Below are 17228 nucleotides of genomic sequence, written 5' to 3' on the forward strand. Positions count from 1 at the left end.
AACCTCTTATTACACCCTTTCAATATTAATTGGCAAAGAAGCCAATTTCTTTTCAACTTCTGTAGATAGTGTTGGAACGCATATAGCCAATCGGTTTCTAGCGCGGCTAATTGCGACATAATATACTCTATGCTCATCAGATGGTGCATCCAAATTTGATTGAGTTAAGAATTTCAGATCATCCTCCTCTCTTAAAACAACCATAACATTATCAAACTCATCTCCTTTTGCTTTATGGATAGTCTTATCCTGAATGTTTGATATCTCTGGTGAAGAGATGTATAATGCTAAATTCGTATATGTTTTACTTGAATAAAAGTCTTTAGCTTTTCCCTTGCTTAATCCAGTTATATTAAATCCTAAGTCCTTTTTCAAATAGGAGATAAAGTACTCTATACTTTGGTCTTTAAACGTGTTGTAGTCGCCTAATAATCTACTTATCAATAACAGTTGCTTCCGTTCGTCTTCTTCTATCTTTTTTAAAGCTTTTAATGCATCTTTAATTACCCCTGCTAAAGCATATTCTATTGCTGTTATACAATTGGTCAATTCCTTAACACGTTTCCAATTATCATCCGGTATGGAACTGAGTAGATTTTCATCCTTGGGTATTTGTCCTAATTGCTTTCTTAATGCATTTGAGGTAATTTTGGCATATGATAATGATGTAATATTTGAACCACAATGGGTGTTAAATTTATTGTAACAATCAATTGCATCTCCTACGTATAATATAGGGGGCTCTGTATGCCTTTTATTAACAGCATGCTGTTGTAAATCAGGGCGAATGGCATTCAAAAGAGTTATAATTTCTTCACTACTCCTTCTATTTCCTTTAATCTCATACATCTGCATTCCTTCTAGAGTAAAATTTTCAAATAAACCAGGATCAGTACCGGCAAAACCGTAGATTGCTTGAGCTTTATCTCCAATCACGCCAACAACTGAATGATGCATAGAGGCTATAATCTTTATTATTTCAACTTGAATAGGAGTAGAATCCTGAAACTCATCGATAAATATATATGGATATTTTGCACTTATCATATTAGCGACAAATGGATACTTCACCATTAACTTATATGAGAAGTATAAAACATCATCATAATGCATAATTCCATGCTCCCATGCATATTTTTTGTACGCATCATAAAAAGATTGAGGAATCGTATAACGGGAAGATTTCATCGGATAAGGTGGCTTAAACTTTAAATCCGTGCCATCAAAAACCCATCGAGAAGAAAACAAGGCCTGTCTCAACGCATCATCATCCTTATATATCTGTACCTTTCTAATATTATTTTTCAATTGATAGATTGCCCCATTACTTGTCAGTAATGTATCGTCTACCACTTTCATCTTATCTGTTGCAAAATTATATTCTGGTGCTATGTAGTGGAAATAAGGTTTGATTATATTATCGTACAGAAAACTATGGATTGTGCAAACCTCAACTCTATCTGCACAATCAGGCAAACGGCCATGAATAGTTTCCACGCCAATATTGGTATATGTAATACAAGCTATTCGCTTTATCTTCCCAAGTCTGACAGATGTATTCAACACATGTTTTATGTGTTGAATAAGCCAATACGTTTTCCCAGCACCAGGGCCAGCCTTGATTTGGAAATGCTGTTCAATATTTATTGGAGTATTTGATTCAATTACTGTAGCAGCCATACCAGTGCGTCTTTGATATATTTAGGGACAATAAAATCTTTACGTTCTGTTGATTGCTTCTCTAGATTATTCTTCAAAATAACAGATAATGCTAAAGCGTTTTCTCCTTTACCAATTGAATTGAGATAGCGAGAAGCCAATAGTGCTTTCTTCTTGTCTTCATTCGTCCAAGTACATAAATTTAAAGCCTCTTTTATACGTTTGTTTTCTGAACTGTTACGTAACTTTTCCGCACAAGCAGGATAATCTTCGCTCTGGATTTCTTCTAATTCTTTTTTATTTGACAAGTCTTCCAAGAACAATAAATCAGATACTGAATTATACCACATCAAATCATACTCTAATGTTTTACCTTTAATTTCATCCTGGCTATATACTCTAATATTTGGATGTTCATGAAAAGTTTCAATCATTGTTTTTGAATGCTCTTGATATTCATTACCCTCCAATCCAAGTTCAAACGGATAACAACGTTCAAAAGAGTTTGAATCCTCTTTTCTCCACATCGGGTCTCTGTCTGTCAAGCATACAACCTTCTTTTTCATTGCTAGAGGATTTTGGACAGTGTCAAATAATTTCAAAAAGTGCGAAAAATATCTTCCGCCCACACTAATAACTGCCACATGTCCATCTTCAATGCTCTTTTCTATGTAATTTGCCATAACAGGTATCAATAATTCTTCTGCTTTGCCTTCAACAAAGCAAATTCTGTCAGCAAAAAGCATATCAGATTTTATAGCATCCAAAAATCTCTGAACATATTGTTTTGAAACGATATCTCCTTCTGAATCATCAAATAAACTACCAGGATAACCGACTGCGATTTTATCCTCCAAGTCATTATATAAACAAATTAGTTCATCCAAAGAAACGGCAGAGGTAATCTCTGTGGAGTGAGTCGTTATAAACAGCTGCCTTACTCTCTTTTTCTTAACTTGCTCTTCTTGTAAATATTTTAAAAACTTATACTGGAGTGAAAGATGTAAATGTGCTTCCGGTTCTTCTATAGCAAGGACTGAAAACTCTTTGGCATTTTGTCTATAATATCCCTCATCTGCATTAGCCTGCATTTTTGCTAATAACAAAGATATATAGATAAGATTATTATATCCTAAACCATTATGAGTTGCAGCTATATCAATGCCTGTTTCGTGTTTAATTATCAGCTGTAGTGCGGCTAAGAAATCCGGTTCTGATAGTGATCCACTAAAATCAGGTATCGCACCTCTGAAATCCGAGGCACCAGTTAGTTTGGCATAAGCAAGAATTTGCTCTTTTCCTTGCATTAATCTTTCTTGTACTTTATCAAGAGAAGGCCTTATGCTATCTGTAAAGTCTTTATGCTTAACCTTAATTTCCGCTTTTTGTTCATCCTTTGTTTTGCCTTTATTCGATTTAATTTCATAATCCAAAAAGAAATTGAGGACTTCACGCAAAAGAGGCGATTTACCCGAAAACAAATCTCTTTCAACATCACGTATTGGACCAAGAAATTCAAAATCAATCTTATCTACCGTCTCTCCGTCTAATTTTGATTGATTAGTTGGATTGCCAGCCCACATACGAGAGACATACTTTCTTAAGTACTCATCTCTAATAATATTCCAAATTTTCTCTTCATCTGTAATATCTGACACAGCATCCTTATATTCATCCTCATCCTCTTTGGGGAGAAAATAATCAAAAGTAACCTGAGCTTCATATGGGTGTTCAAGTTTAATAAGACATGGCGCAACCATAACTAAATCTTCTGAATTTGAGCCTTCACCTTCACTTTCCCTAAAGAATACTTCAATGCGAACCTTTGGTGCAGCTACTTTTAATTCATTAAGATTTGAATCACGGCAAAAATCAAATAAAGTCAGTTTTTTAGTGGTCTCTGCATTTAGCACTAAATCTAATGCACGTAATAAATTACTTTTACCTGCATTATTAGGACCGATGATAACATTTATACCTTCTTTGAAAGAAATTTCCTTATCCTTGAAATTTCTGTAACCTACAATATGGATTTTTGATATATACATATGCTAATACATTTATTTACTCACCTTTTTTTGTATCTCCATTCGTCGCTTTGCATACTTTTTTGCAGCGTCAAGAGCATCATCATACAGTTTTATTAACTCATCCTTTTGTTCATCAGATAACATTGGCGCATGCGAAATATCTTGCCTATAGCCATATTTCAAAGTACTCACAAATATCTCCAAATCTTTAGCATTTCCATCAAAAAACGCATTTCTTAACATCTCTATAGCCTTAATCAACTCTATATTATTAATCATAATTCTAATTTTACAACTTACTACTCATATTCTTTATCCAAACCTCGCATCGTTTAACAAACTCCGCATACTCCTTATCAGACATTCAACAACATATACGGTAACCTCGCATCTATCATCTCTTGAGGCACACCGCAGTTCTTTGCCATCTCTGGCCATTTAGCAGTCGTCTCACAAACCTTATCTATAATCTCTGCCGCATTCTTAATATTGTTTGCTGCCGCACAAACTAGAAGGTCTTGCCTCGTAATGTCATCAAATTTGCCATTTATAGACATCTGATGAGTATCTGTCCAAGAACCTTTCGGATTATATGCAAAACCGATATCATATGCTGGAGATAATGTCCATTTGCCCGTCTTATCCATAAGGAAAGATATGTTCTTTGTATGATCATCCTGATTTCTTATCACGACATTGAAGACCATTCTTAGGAACATCTCCTCAGCTTGCGAATATGGGAGACGCAAGCGGCGCATTACATTAAATGCCTGTTCATATGAATATGCACGGCGAAGATGAAAATCATAATGGGCCATTCCGCATAATGTCTGCATATGGATTTTTTCACCATTAGCTCTATCGAATCGTTTTGTCAAGAAATGGGCTCTGCCATTCTCTTCAATCAAAGAACAATCAGTCATTTCTATACCACATTCCTTAGCCAACAGAGAGAAAGAATATTCAAGCCTTCCAAAGTTCTCAGTTTCCTTAAATCTAGCTTCAGCCGAAACACCATCCAGTTTAATCAGATAATAATCAAACCCTTCCGGAGCTGGCACCTGCCCTGATCTTACTTCTCCGGTATCCTTGTTATATGCAATTATCGCCTTCGCTCTTTGACCACCGGCAGATGTACCAAGTCGCAGAATCTCTGCAATTGCTGCTTTCCTGTCAATGTCTAAATTGGCACCGAACACTTCCTTTTTTGATAGAGCTTCCTTCGCAACTTCCACCAATGAATCAATTTCAATCTTCATATCAGCGGAAGCAGGTCCGGTTGCAGGTTCAAACTCTAAAGCTCCCATACAACGCTGCCCTAAAAAGCATAGCGTCTCAATAGGATTGCCTACCGTCCTGCCAGTCAGAGTAAGCCATTTGTCAAACAATGCACGTCCGTATGTATCCGGAAGAGAATCTGCCAGCATACCAGGCAGACCATTGAATACTTCCCTATTGAGATTTCCAAATGAATATATACGCCCCTGCTGCACAGGCATCATCAACGGAGATGGTTCAATCCCTTTTCCAGCAAACTGTGCGTCATACTCAAAACGAGCGACCTCATAGGAACTATCCCATCTAAATGTTCCGACATTCATGCCGAACATTTTCACTTTTGCTACATCTACCATTCTGATTCTTCCTTATCTTTCTTTAAAGTTCCAACAGCCCTCTTTCTTCTGCCCTTCTTCGCAGAATTGACCATATCAAAGTATTCACTTGGACTCATCTGTTCCTCTTCACAAAGATGACTAAGTTCATCGAGCATACCGAGCGTCCTCAATATGCGAAGCAATGTATCAAATGAGCCGATTTTCCCAGCTTCTACTTTTTTCACCGAAGACAGCGATATCGAAGACGATTTTGCCAGACTATCCTGAGTGATATTCTGCTTAAGCCTAACCGCTTTGATCTTTTCTCCTATTCTTTTTTCAATTTGAGCATCAGAGAGTGAATACATATCTTCCATAATAGCTACATTTTAAACTCTTATAGTGCAAAGATACTAATTGTGGTTTAATTTTCAGCCATTGTTTCATATTATTTTATAGCACTTCTGACTGTCATTACACTTTTTCCAACGAATAAGACTCCCTTTGATACACTTTTCCATCAAAATTGGGGTTTGAAAACTACACTTTTCCGTAAAATCAACTTTGCATTTGCAGCGAAAAGAAAAATTAATGTATTGTACACTCGCAGTCATAGCATTCTAATCTCGGGCTTGCCCGATGTCCAATACAATGCATTAGGAGTAGCCTAATACCCCACCAACTAAAAGTTAGGTGGAAGTGTGCCAATAGAACAGCAAGCTGTATTGTACAATTTTTATTCTCAGAATTGTCATACACTCAACACATCATATAATATACAAAAGTGGCGGTTTTTATTTATTATATGATAGGTTATGCAATCTATTGACCACTTTTAGCTCTTTCACTTTGACTATGCAATAGTGATTTGCAGCCAAAAGAAAAAATCAAGTTAAGTATATTCCCATATATATACATATGAATAATATACTTAACTCAAACAGAGGGAAAGGAAAGAAATTAGTTTTCTTTTTTGGATGCAAAATCAAATACGTGAAAGTCTACAGCATTTAGTTGACATAACAGGCGAGATTTCCGCGTAAATTCCGTACCTTTGCAAACAGAAATATTTTGGTGAACTTCATGGCAAAATACAGGCTTTGCCGGTTCTGGAGACAGGAGGCAAAAACGGACGGAAAACAGGCGATTTTACAAGGATAAAACAATTTCTACCGATATTCTACCGTTTTAAGACATCAGTCCTCATTATCAGTCAAGTATATATGTTGCATCGGTAAGTAAATAACTCACAACACACTAGTAATAATCTTTTTATCATAAAAACAAATGATACAACTTTTACGATCTAATAAAAATCTAATTTTGACTGGCGCTCCGGGAACAGGAAAAACATATATGGCGAAACAAATTGCTTTAATGATGTTATTTAACAAAGAGTCAGAAGATGCATTAACCAATACTGAAAAAAAGATATTGCATGAGCAACTGTGCATTACTCAATTTCATCCATCATACGATTATACCGACTTCGTGGAAGGACTACGCCCCATACAAAACGAGAATTGTAATACTATCAGTTTCGAAAGAAAAGATGGAATCTTTAAAGTATTCTGTGAAAAAGCTCAAAAAAAGCTCAATACCTGTTTTGACAGTATTTACACAGAATTGAAGGAGGAAGGAGAAAAACAACTAACAATAGAGAATACTACTTTCTCTATCAAAGCGAGTAATAACGATCCCAATAAAATAAATATCCAACTAAAAGAAGATCTGCCTGTCGAAGATACCAAAATATATATACATAAAACTCCCACATGCGAAGAAATTAAAGATTCACTCAAAAATGCTTATGAACTTTTCGATAAGTATAAGATAGATAAATACCCTTTCATCTTCATTATCGACGAAATTAATCGCGGAGAAATATCTAAAATATTCGGAGAATTATTCTTCTCTATAGATCCGGAATACCGAGGAAAGAAAGGACGAGTACAAACACAATACGCTAACATAATAAAAGAGAATGATTTCTTTAAAGAAGGTTTTTACGTCCCGGAAAATGTCTATATTATAGGTACAATGAACGATATAGACCGTAGCGTTGAATGTATCGACTTTGCAATGCGCCGTCGTTTTGCCTGGAAAGAGATCAGCGCCAAAGATAGTATGTCTATGTTGTCGGTCCTCGGAGAATTTGAAGATGAGGCCAAAGATAGGTTAACCGCAATCAACAATACTATTTGGAATGAAGAAACAAATGAAGGAATAGAAGGTTTAAGCCCATCTTATCATATAGGTGCGTCTTATTTTTTGAAGCTAACAAAATGCAATTATGACTTTCATAAACTTTGGGAGAATCACCTGAGAGGCATTCTATATGAATATCTACGAGGAATGCCTGATGCCATTCAGAAAATGAATCTATTGGAAAATGCGTACAACTTCATTAATGATGACGAATGAAAACGACAGATAATAATTGCGGGAACTGTACCGTCGATGATAAAGATTTATCCGATTTACAAAAGATCGGTAATATAAAAATTGCCGACCTTCAGTCAGACAAATTCCCTAATCTTCTAATTTTTCCACAGAATTTCAATCTGTATGGAGATAACATCCATAAAGAAAAAATATTCACGCTTGATAGTAATAATAGGCTTAAAACGGGGAATATAATGGGATTTATAGGTATTAATGAAACTCAATTAACCATCAGATCCCGTTTCTCAGAAGAAGATGAGGAGGATTTTTTTTTACATTATATGTTACAAAAAGTATTCTCTATCAACTTGTTTGAACTCAAACATTCATCTAATACAGATAAAGTATTTGATTTCTTACTATATTTATTTCCCTACTACCTAAAAGCTGCATACAGCCAAGGTATATTCAAGGAATATGAGAAAAAAGAATATAATAACGCCAATATACGAGGATATATAAATATAAATAAGCATATCAGATATAATATTCCTTTCAATGGAAATATTGTATATAAAACAAGGGAATATAGTTATAACAATCACATAACACAATTAATCAGACATACAATTGAGTTTATTAAGCTTCACCCGTTAGGTAAATTCATTTTAAAAGACAATACAGAAATACAAAATATAGTATTACAAATAATCTCAGTAACACCAACATATAACAGAAATGAAAGAGTAATTGTTATCTCTCAAAATATGCGTCCGCTAAGTCATCCTTACTTTTCAAAATATAAAGAACTACAGAGCTTATGTCTGCAAATTCTCCGGTATGAAGGATTAAAATACGGAGACAACAACGATCTAATTTATGGTTTACTGTTTAACGGAGCATGGCTTTGGGAAGAATACATGAATGTGATTCTAAAAGATAATTTTAATCATTACAGCTGCCATAAAGGCAAGATATTTAATCTTTTAAAAGAAATTAAAACCAATACTCTTATACAAAAAGTTATACCTGATTTTATCAGCAAGAGCAAACCTTTTATAATCATCGATACAAAATATATTCCTTTAGACAAAGGAAATAAATATGCTGACTATGAAGAAAAAGCATTAAATATTTATTATAAAACAATCACCTATATGTATCGATGGAATTCCAAATTAGGAGTCCTGCTTTACCCATGTACCGATAGCACATTAAAAACAAACACCTATCAGATCATAGATACAAACGGACAGCTCATCAGTATGGGATTCCCTATTCCTCAAAAGATCCTAACTTATTCCGATTTCTGCAGAGCCATCAAAGAGGCAGAATATATCTTAAAACAAATATTGAACAATTATTCCTTATCCCAAAAGTCCAACAAACTCACTTATACCATTGAAGCATGTAGAGTTGAACACCCAAACGCTTACAAGCCTTGGACACCAGATGATGATGATAAACTGGAAGCACTTTGGTGTGAAGGAAAAACAACAAAAGAACTATCAGATATATTTCAAAGAAAACCGGGAGCTATACGATCCAGAATTAAAAAGCTGGAGCTAGAGATAAAATATATAAGATAAAAATATTTAAAGAAGCAATATTGAATGTCGACAGGTTATCACCTCAGGAGATTGACAATATCGAATATTATAGCCATGAAGAAATGTAAGATCACCGTTGTGAGAATAACTTGTTATCAGGGAGTGAGAATGATAGCGATTTCATCGGTTCAGTAAAGAACATGCTTTATACATTCGCATTCATTGCAAAATAGTAATCAGATGGAATCTTATATCTTGGTTTATTCTCCCAAAACTCTTTTTCTATATACATTTCCTGAATAGGGGTTGTACATATACACCCCTTTGGCTTATATGGTTCAATGGCAGGGTAAGCAGAAAGCTGGTAATGCAGGGAGTTATGCGAAGTTAGTAGTTGCGTAAAAGTCACTATTTGTTCATATTGATGCAACATTTCACTATCATATTGATTTCCATTCCTCCAACGATTTATAGTCTCTACAAAATTACTGTAAGTGCCAAACAAAGCAATCATTGCGCTACTCTTTGCGACCACATAATTCACATTTTTGTTCACAATAAATGTCAGTGTATAAGCAATACAGTCAAGGAAATGTTCATTCAGGAAATCAGTTAAAAATTTAGACGGGAGATTCGGTGCATTACAATCACCTACCATCCATATTATATCCGCATAAGCAGTTTGTCCATCTGTAACCATCCGTTTAAGTATCTTATAGCAATAGTAGTCAGCATCCATGTATTGATCTGGATCACTATTCATTATCACAGAATTCATTAATGCAACCATTGCACCTGGATAGAGTGTCGATTGGCAATATTCTTCCATCCATTCAGAATCTGAATTATCTTCAACAAAATTAGCTAAAACCTGCCAGGTAAGTACACCTAAACAAGGATGATCATCTACAATTTTGGCCAATCTCCTATAATTATCGGGAAAATATATCTCGTCAAGAGATTTTATTTTCTTCTGTTCATCATAAGCCATAACTAGAGCTTCCAGTGCCAGCAAACATTTACTTACTCCCAAATAATGGAGCGCTTTCGTAATCAGCATGAGCAAATTAGTTTTGCCTGAACTTAAATAGTCCGAAAAGGCTTCTTTGTAGGAGTCCGTTTTTATATCTAAATACTCTTCCTCTGTTATAAAACTGTCAGGAAATACCGGATCAAAATAGCATACATAATAAACAACAGACGTAATATCGAATGGCTCATCATCATTGTTTGTAGAGAAAAGATAATGCAACAAATTAAAAGTTTTATTTTCAAGATTCTCTGTTCCCTTTTTCAAAACATACTGATTGTCATTCAGCACATATTTTTTCTTTTCTTCAAGCAACGCTAGCGGATTATTTTTCAAAAGCGAATACGTATACAGATCTGTATACTTAAGCAGTTCCAACACACCCCATTTCTCCCAACACAGATTCTCGTTGTTGGCAAAGTTTTTATACTCCTGATAATCTTTGTATATCAGATTCAGATAACTTTTCGCATCACGAAATGTTGGTAGATAGTCCTTTATCGAAAGTTTACTAAAAGAATTATCTCCGCATTCGAAAGGTAATTTCATAGCCTTAGCACTATCACCCAAAAACTTATAGAGATCACTATTCCCTAAAGACAGAAGAGGTTGTGACACATTAAACATCTTACGCATAAAATGTTCCCCTCCCACTTCTTTCAGCATTTCTTTAGCCCGCTCCGGATCATAAGCAACAACAAAAATTATTCGAGGTAAATCTATCGAACAGCGTATTAATGACAATACCTCTCTAAAACCATTCGCTTCCAACCGATCCGAGTCATCGATAAATATAACTACGGGACTTTCTAAACGACAAAGTTCTTCACGTAATTTATTCTTTAAAGAACTCAAAGACAATTCTTCCTGTATAAAAAAACGTTGAATGGCAAGAAGACACAAAGAGAACCACCCCGTTACATTAGTGACTTTTATATAGTCAGTATAATTATGCCACAGTACAGACAACTGATCATTCATCCCGAATAGCTCTCCGATCTTTCGAAACAAATCCTTTCTGATATCTGTACTTTGCTCTGTCCACGGATCGAAGATTATCGGCATACAATTCCTTTCCTGAAGGGCCAACGATAAAAAGTGCAAAAACGTACTTTTCCCAGTCCCCCATGTACCCGTGACAGCCACTCCTACTGCATGCTTTAAATTCGGATTATCCAGAAGATAATCAGCCAAGACCTTCGCTGTTTCCCTTCGATGCAACAAGTCCTTAACATCGACATCATCCACAAGCAGATTACTAGAAACCGACTGCTTAGAAACTACAGCTACTTTCTTTTTACCTTCCCCCAGACATCCTCCCCAATATAAGCCGATCAAGGCACATAGCAACAAAAGGCTAAAAAAAATAATGATGATGAAAAAGTACATAGGCATACGACATTACAATACAAATATAAAAATTATATCCTCAACAAAGCAAGGGAAGTCTTTATAATCAATAGAGCTTTTTTTTCTTCAAATCACCTTTGACTAATAAACAATTACCAGCCAACCACATACACTGAAGTTTCCCACCTTCCCATCATCCGGGAACTTCAGCCTGCTCGTCTCTTCATCAAACCTGTACCGGCACCACAAAATAACAATTTCCATACGCCCGATGCTTGGGTACAAATCCCATCCCTGAAAGTTTGAAGCTCAGTTGCTTTGCCGTTATTCCCCGCAAAGCGGACGGATTGAAACGGTGCATAAAAGCAAATATCTCCGAAGCTGTCATCCAATGGCCTTTCTCGCCTGGCGAAGGCTGATGAAAACAAGCACGGAATACATCTTCCAAAGGCGACTGACAATAATACCGTTTATTACGACGCTGCAAAACAGCCTCTTCCTCCGATGTCAAAAAATCAGGTTCACCTGCCAGATGCTCCGATTTGAGTTGCGCATATAACTGTTCATACTCTATCGGTTCAGTGGAAATAGGAGAATCTACCTCTACACAAAGGAAACGACGGCTTCCTGTTGCATCGGTCAGGAACTGGCGGGAATTAGTTGTACCGATAAAGGAGGCCAAACGCGCTTCGTTCACCCACCCCAATCGTTTTCCCCGGTAGATAGGAACAGAGAGCATCTGCAACAGATTTTTCAAACTTGCTTGTTGCTTCTCTCCAATACGGTCGAACTCGTCCAGATTAATGAGTCCCGCTTTTACCAGTTTACGTTCCGGATTAGCACCAGACGTCAATGGCAGGTTATCCAGGTAGTAATTCTTCAATGTATCAGGAAGCAACTGCCGGCAAAAAGTACTTTTCCCATAGCCCTGTACCGCACTGATCAGAACAGGTGTCAATACATTGGCATGCGACCGCTCGCATCCCATCCACTGCGAAACCATTGCCCTGAGCCAACAACGCCCCCCTTTCAACCACATCTCTTCTGCAGAGATACGAAGTAGCAAAGGCGTTACCCGATCCACTCCATCCCATCCCGGCAATTCATCCATATACAGGTGAAACGGATTATACGACTGCACTTTATCGGAAAGAATCATCATCTGTACATCGCCCCGAAAAAAAGAGATGCCTTTTAGGCGAGCATCCACAATCATCCCATTAATCGCCCGTTCGTCCACAGGAAGGAAAGGTTGACCGACAGCACCTTTTCTCCGATATTCGGTCGTACCGTCCAACAGGTTGTAACGAAAGTCAAAACGTTCGTTCAGAAAACTACGCAGATCCTTCGTCATTCCCACAATCCAGCGAGACTTGGGTGAACGTGAATCCGCATGGGAAACAGACAGGAAACGTCGAACAGCCTGCTTCATCCGGTTAATCAACTTGTAAATCATATCAGTAAATTTTAGATGTTAATAAGAAGGATGTACAAATATATACGTATAGACACCCGTTTTACAAATATAGAATCGCTTGTTTTTCAACAATATGATCTAATAAAAAAGATAGCAGAAAGTATTGTTTTACTGCTATATTACTAGTATTTTTGTAAGGAGTTCTTTCTTGAATCACAATATGAGCAATAGCTACGTCACATTATGTGATGAAGCTACTTCACAACATGTGACAAAAGTTCGTCATAGTATATGATTCAAAAAACAACTCACCAGTTAAGTATTAGTAATAAAGCAGGAAAACATTAGTTTGTTTCCACCTAACCAACAGATCCCATGAGTGCACTTTATGACTTCTTCCCTACTCCCCAGCCTAAAGGTTCCAACAAAACGAGATATCATGCACGACTTATTATAAAATCACGGATAACCACCGAGATGATGATCGAACAGATAGCCGATCGGTGTAGCCTGTCGACCGGTGACCTGGCAGCTGCTTTTGTTGAATTTGCACATACACTGGAACGTGAAATACGCAAAGGGAACAGCGTACAACTAAAAGGGGTAGGCACATTCCGCGGCAGCGCCAAATCGCCGGCCGTACGTTCGCCCAAAGAAATACGAGCCGAAAATATCCACTTCGGAGGAATCGTTTTTACTCCGGACAAAGCGTTGGAAGATTCACTCAAAGGAATGCCTTTTCAAAGGGTAGCACATACCCATCGCTCTAAGACAATCAGCGAGATCGAGATCGACGGTAAGCTGGCCGATTATTTTCAGGATCATGCTTACATCACGACGATAGACATGTGTGTTCTATGCGGACTACGGAAATCGACAGCCCTGCGCAGACTACAAACACGTGTAAAAGAAGGACGCCTCACACATCCGGGATACAGCAAAGCTCCCTTTTACTATCCTGTACCTGGATATTTCCGGGTAAGCCGGCATACCGAACGGGGAACTTCAGTATAACAAGCTAAACAACAAATCTATATCTCCAAATAATGATTTATGAAGATATAGAAAAAAATATATAAACACAGTAAAAACAGATTATAATAAATAACAATCATGGCAGATAACTATCTGGAAAAGAAATACGAAGAATACCAATCCAGAAAAAAAGCCGGAATAAAAACCGGCTACGGTATAAAAAAGAAAAATACGCTCCACAAAACCAGAAGAGTTTTTGTAACGGATGGAACCGGAGAGCTCGGCAAAGTGATAGTAAAATCATTCCGCATGGCAGGTAACCGGGTCGCTTTTTGCAGCACGGATGAAGAAGCCGGCCAATTAATGGCTGAAAAGACCGGCACAACTTTCCATCATGCAAATATCAACGACAAGATCTCCCTGGATAACTGCCTGCGACATATCCTGGAGGATTGGGGTGACCTGGATATACTAATCAATACTGGCGCCTGTCAAACAAATCCGATCACGGAAACCAGCATGGAAGATTTCGAACAACTTCTTTCCGCCAATCTATTATCAGCCTTCGTCACGTCACGCCGCCTGGCCTTACATCGCCGCTCGCAAAGCGAAGCGAATCCGTACGGAAGAATTATAAATCTGTCGGAAACCAATGTCACAACCGGAGGCATCCTTTCATTAACATCCACCCTGGCCGCTTCACTCGCGGAATGGCATATAACAGTCAATTCCGTTACTGCTGCCGGGATACCGGAATTTGCAGAAGATGTAGCCCGTATGTGTCTGTTCCTCTGTCAGGAACAAAATGAATCGATTAATGGAGAAAACATAACAATTGGCGGAGGTCTATCGAAAAGAATATATTGAATTGATTATCTTTATACCCAAATAAAAGAGACCTATCATAAACTAAAAGAAAAAGAATATGAAAATTAAAACACTAATAGCATTCCTACTGATCGGCGGTTCACTCTTCTTCAGCAGTTGCGGAAGCTACCAGAGCAACAAAAATGCCATCCAGAGAATAGAAAAAGGGATGAGCAAAAGGGAAATAACCAACCTGCTCGGTAACCCGGACTACCGCCGTTTCGACCATGAATATGAACAATGGGAATTCAGAAAGACAGACATACTTGGAACCACCATTATTTTAGTTGATTTCCAGAACGACAGGGTGACAAACATGGATTCATTCAGCGGAGACGCAGACCAGACTCCGGTTCCTCCCGTTACTGTCTATCCACCGAATGATATTGAATACGACAGGCCCCGCCCTCCTTACAACAATCATGTACGGCCCGGCAGGATAATAAACGACAGAGACTTTCAGCAACTATACAATACAGTCAAATCGAAACCGTTTAAAGACGATCAGCTGGAATTGCTATCCATAGGGGTTGCCGACCGGTATTTCTCCTGTCAGCAATGCATAAGGTTGATGTCTATCTATACATTCGACGATGACAAACTGAATGTATTGGATATCGTAGCTCCCCGGATAGCCGATCCGGAAAACTATGAGGATATTGTACGTTCACTAAGCTTCCTGTCAAGCCAGGATAAAGTACGCAAAATGTTTTCTGGATCACGGAGATAAAAATGGATAAGTTTCATTTTTTCAGTCATCCAATATCCCACATACCACTACCGGAACAATTTACATTTCCGTTTCATTATACCCCTCATCCCTTGTCGGTAGTGGCAGCAGAAGAGGTGCAGGCTTATCTTTTGTCAAGAAAAGACTGGGAGAGCGACTTGCAACAAGGGAAAATGTTCGGTGTACTGATCGTACAGACTGCGACAGGAGAACTGGGTTTCCTGGCCGCATTCTCCGGTATACTGGCAGGCAAAAACCTGCACAGCTATTTCGTTCCTCCGATCTACGACCTGCAACAACCACAAGGTTTCTTCCGGATCGAAGAAGACCAGATCTCCGCAATCAACGCCCGGATCAGGCTGCTTCAGACAGATAAGGAATATACCGCCTGCAAGGAGCAACTGGCGGAAACAAGCCGTCAGGCCGAACAAAGCCTCAGCGAAGCAAAAGAGCAACTGAAAGTCGCTCAAAAAAATCGCGAAATCAAACGGCAGGCTAATCCGGATGCGGCAGAACTGGCTGCCATGGTTCGCGAAAGCCAGTTTCAGAAAGCGGAACTAAAGCGGTTAAAGCAGCAATGGAACGAACGAATTGAGACTTTACAATCCGAAGTAAAAACATTCGAAGCAACGATCGAGCAACTGAAAGCTGAACGCAAGACGCGCTCGGCCGCCTTACAACAACAGCTGTTCGAACAGTTCCGGATACTGAATGCTAAAGGAGATGTAAAAGATCTATGTGAACTATTCAATGAAACGGAACAAAAAACACCTCCTGCCGGAGCAGGAGAATGCGCTGCTCCCAAACTCCTGCAATACGCTTACCTGCACCAGTTGAAGCCACTTGCTATGGCCGAATTCTGGTGGGGTGATTCCCCGAAGATGGAAATCCGCCGTCACGGTTATTATTATCCGGCGTGTAAAGGAAAATGCGAGCCAATATTAAAACACATGTTGCAGGGATTGAATGTAGAAGCAAACCCGCTCTCTGTAAACAAGCACAAAGAGGCTGAACCGGAAATCTTACTGGAAGACGAATGGCTATTGGTAATCAATAAACCGACCGGGATGTTATCTGTCCCCGGAAAAATGGATACAGAATCTGTTTATCAGTGGCTAACCATCCGTTATCCGGATGCAACAGGCCCGATGATCGTGCACCGGTTGGATATGGCGACTTCCGGCCTGCTTCTTATAGCAAAAACAAAAGCTATCCACCAGAATTTACAGGCACAATTCAAAAACCGCACGGTAAAGAAACGGTATATCGCCTTACTGGACGGACCGGTCGCGTCCGACCAGGGAACCATCGACCTTCCGTTATGCCTGGATCCGGAGGATCGTCCCCGTCAGATTGTAAACGAAGAATACGGAAAGCCTGCTATAACAAACTACCAGGTTCTGGAACGTAACCTCCATTATACACGTATCGCTTTCTATCCCCTCACCGGCCGGACACACCAACTACGTGTACACGCCGCTCATCCAAAAGGTTTGAACGCTCCCATTATCGGTGATGAATTATATGGAAAAAAGGACGATCGGCTGTATTTGCATGCCGAATACCTGGAATTCAGGCATCCTATTACAGGAGAAGTAGTTTGCGTGGAAAAAAAGGCTGATTTTTAGTGAACAATAAAA

The 17228-nt window shown here is 38.3% G+C and carries 13 protein-coding genes; 6 read left to right on the plus strand and 7 right to left on the minus strand.

The window, feature by feature from the left end; all coding sequences use genetic code 11:
• Nucleotides 1-9: 9 nt before the first annotated feature.
• The 5 genes from BQ7394_RS17910 to BQ7394_RS17930 form a co-directional block, all read right to left on the minus strand.
• A complete protein-coding gene (locus BQ7394_RS17910; protein ID WP_075558673.1) occupies nt 10-1680 on the minus strand; it encodes a UvrD-helicase domain-containing protein in 1671 nt (556 codons plus the stop codon).
• Entirely contained in the window at nt 1665-3707 is a 2043-nt protein-coding gene (locus tag BQ7394_RS17915) for an ATP-dependent nuclease (RefSeq protein ID WP_075558674.1), read from the minus strand. The genes BQ7394_RS17910 and BQ7394_RS17915 overlap by 16 nt, the downstream gene beginning before the upstream one ends.
• 12 nt (nt 3708-3719) lie before the next feature.
• Nucleotides 3720-3968 (minus strand): hypothetical protein, encoded by a 249-nt coding sequence (locus BQ7394_RS17920; protein ID WP_075558675.1) that lies wholly within the window; start codon nt 3966-3968, stop codon nt 3720-3722.
• Nucleotides 3969-4045: 77 nt separating this feature from the next.
• Nucleotides 4046-5323 (minus strand): type II toxin-antitoxin system HipA family toxin, encoded by a 1278-nt coding sequence (locus tag BQ7394_RS17925; protein WP_075558676.1) that lies wholly within the window; start codon nt 5321-5323, stop codon nt 4046-4048.
• Nucleotides 5317-5661, minus strand: coding sequence for a helix-turn-helix domain-containing protein (locus tag BQ7394_RS17930; RefSeq protein ID WP_075558677.1), 345 nt, complete (start codon nt 5659-5661; stop codon nt 5317-5319). The genes BQ7394_RS17925 and BQ7394_RS17930 overlap by 7 nt, the downstream gene beginning before the upstream one ends.
• Before the next feature lie 910 nt (nt 5662-6571).
• Between BQ7394_RS17930 and BQ7394_RS17935 the strand changes: the two genes are divergently transcribed.
• Both BQ7394_RS17935 and BQ7394_RS17940 read left to right on the plus strand, forming a co-directional pair.
• Nucleotides 6572-7708, plus strand: a complete 1137-nt coding sequence (locus tag BQ7394_RS17935) for an McrB family protein (protein ID WP_075558678.1) — start codon at nt 6572-6574, stop codon at nt 7706-7708.
• Nucleotides 7705-9258 carry an McrC family protein gene (locus tag BQ7394_RS17940; protein ID WP_075558679.1) on the plus strand — a complete coding sequence of 518 codons (1554 nt, stop codon included), beginning with the start codon at nt 7705-7707 and terminating at the stop codon, nt 9256-9258. The genes BQ7394_RS17935 and BQ7394_RS17940 overlap by 4 nt, the downstream gene beginning before the upstream one ends.
• Before the next feature lie 166 nt (nt 9259-9424).
• Here the strand turns inward: BQ7394_RS17940 and BQ7394_RS17945 are convergent, their stop codons facing one another.
• Nucleotides 9425-11638 carry a KAP family P-loop NTPase fold protein gene (locus BQ7394_RS17945; protein ID WP_075558680.1) on the minus strand — a complete coding sequence of 738 codons (2214 nt, stop codon included), beginning with the start codon at nt 11636-11638 and terminating at the stop codon, nt 9425-9427.
• A 187-nt stretch (nt 11639-11825) separates the two neighbouring features.
• Nucleotides 11826-13055 carry a VapE domain-containing protein gene (locus tag BQ7394_RS17950; RefSeq protein WP_075558681.1) on the minus strand — a complete coding sequence of 410 codons (1230 nt, stop codon included), beginning with the start codon at nt 13053-13055 and terminating at the stop codon, nt 11826-11828.
• 336 nt (nt 13056-13391) lie between these two features.
• Here BQ7394_RS17950 and BQ7394_RS17955 point away from each other — a divergent pair, with 336 nt between their 5' ends.
• The 4 genes from BQ7394_RS17955 to BQ7394_RS17970 all read left to right on the plus strand — a co-directional run bounded on the left by BQ7394_RS17955 (nt 13392) and on the right by BQ7394_RS17970 (nt 17216).
• Nucleotides 13392-14030, plus strand: a complete 639-nt coding sequence (locus BQ7394_RS17955; RefSeq protein WP_075558682.1) for an HU family DNA-binding protein — start codon at nt 13392-13394, stop codon at nt 14028-14030.
• Nucleotides 14031-14129: 99 nt separating this feature from the next.
• On the plus strand, nt 14130-14858 hold the full coding sequence (locus tag BQ7394_RS17960) for an SDR family NAD(P)-dependent oxidoreductase (protein WP_075558683.1): 729 nt from the start codon (nt 14130-14132) through the stop codon (nt 14856-14858).
• A gap of 58 nt (nt 14859-14916) precedes the next feature.
• Nucleotides 14917-15588, plus strand: a complete 672-nt coding sequence (locus BQ7394_RS17965) for a DUF4476 domain-containing protein (RefSeq protein WP_075558684.1) — start codon at nt 14917-14919, stop codon at nt 15586-15588.
• Between the two features lie 2 nt (nt 15589-15590).
• Nucleotides 15591-17216: an RluA family pseudouridine synthase gene (locus BQ7394_RS17970; RefSeq protein ID WP_075558685.1), complete on the plus strand. Its 1626-nt coding sequence runs from the start codon at nt 15591-15593 to the stop codon at nt 17214-17216.
• The last annotated feature ends 12 nt before the right edge of the window (nt 17217-17228 follow it).

It is taken from the genome of Parabacteroides timonensis (genome assembly GCF_900128505.1).
Taxonomy (GTDB): Bacteria; Bacteroidota; Bacteroidia; order Bacteroidales; family Tannerellaceae; genus Parabacteroides; species Parabacteroides timonensis.

Bases quoted from the DNA above. Each gene is read 5' to 3' on its own strand.
- BQ7394_RS17965 (WP_075558684.1), top strand. From the start codon at position 14,917: ATGAAAATTAAAACACTAATAGCATTCCTACTGATCGGCGGTTCACTC.
- BQ7394_RS17920 (WP_075558675.1), bottom strand. From the start codon at position 3,968: ATGATTAATAATATAGAGTTGATTAAGGCTATAGAGATGTTAAGAAAT.
- BQ7394_RS17935 (WP_075558678.1), top strand. From the start codon at position 6,572: ATGATACAACTTTTACGATCTAATAAAAATCTAATTTTGACTGGCGCT.
- BQ7394_RS17925 (WP_075558676.1), bottom strand. From the start codon at position 5,323: ATGGTAGATGTAGCAAAAGTGAAAATGTTCGGCATGAATGTCGGAACA.
- BQ7394_RS17970 (WP_075558685.1), top strand. From the start codon at position 15,591: ATGGATAAGTTTCATTTTTTCAGTCATCCAATATCCCACATACCACTA.
- BQ7394_RS17910 (WP_075558673.1), bottom strand. From the start codon at position 1,680: ATGGCTGCTACAGTAATTGAATCAAATACTCCAATAAATATTGAACAG.
- BQ7394_RS17930 (WP_075558677.1), bottom strand. From the start codon at position 5,661: ATGGAAGATATGTATTCACTCTCTGATGCTCAAATTGAAAAAAGAATA.
- BQ7394_RS17955 (WP_075558682.1), top strand. From the start codon at position 13,392: ATGAGTGCACTTTATGACTTCTTCCCTACTCCCCAGCCTAAAGGTTCC.
- BQ7394_RS17940 (WP_075558679.1), top strand. From the start codon at position 7,705: ATGAAAACGACAGATAATAATTGCGGGAACTGTACCGTCGATGATAAA.
- BQ7394_RS17950 (WP_075558681.1), bottom strand. From the start codon at position 13,055: ATGATTTACAAGTTGATTAACCGGATGAAGCAGGCTGTTCGACGTTTC.
- BQ7394_RS17915 (WP_075558674.1), bottom strand. From the start codon at position 3,707: ATGTATATATCAAAAATCCATATTGTAGGTTACAGAAATTTCAAGGAT.
- BQ7394_RS17945 (WP_075558680.1), bottom strand. From the start codon at position 11,638: ATGTACTTTTTCATCATCATTATTTTTTTTAGCCTTTTGTTGCTATGT.
- BQ7394_RS17960 (WP_075558683.1), top strand. From the start codon at position 14,130: ATGGCAGATAACTATCTGGAAAAGAAATACGAAGAATACCAATCCAGA.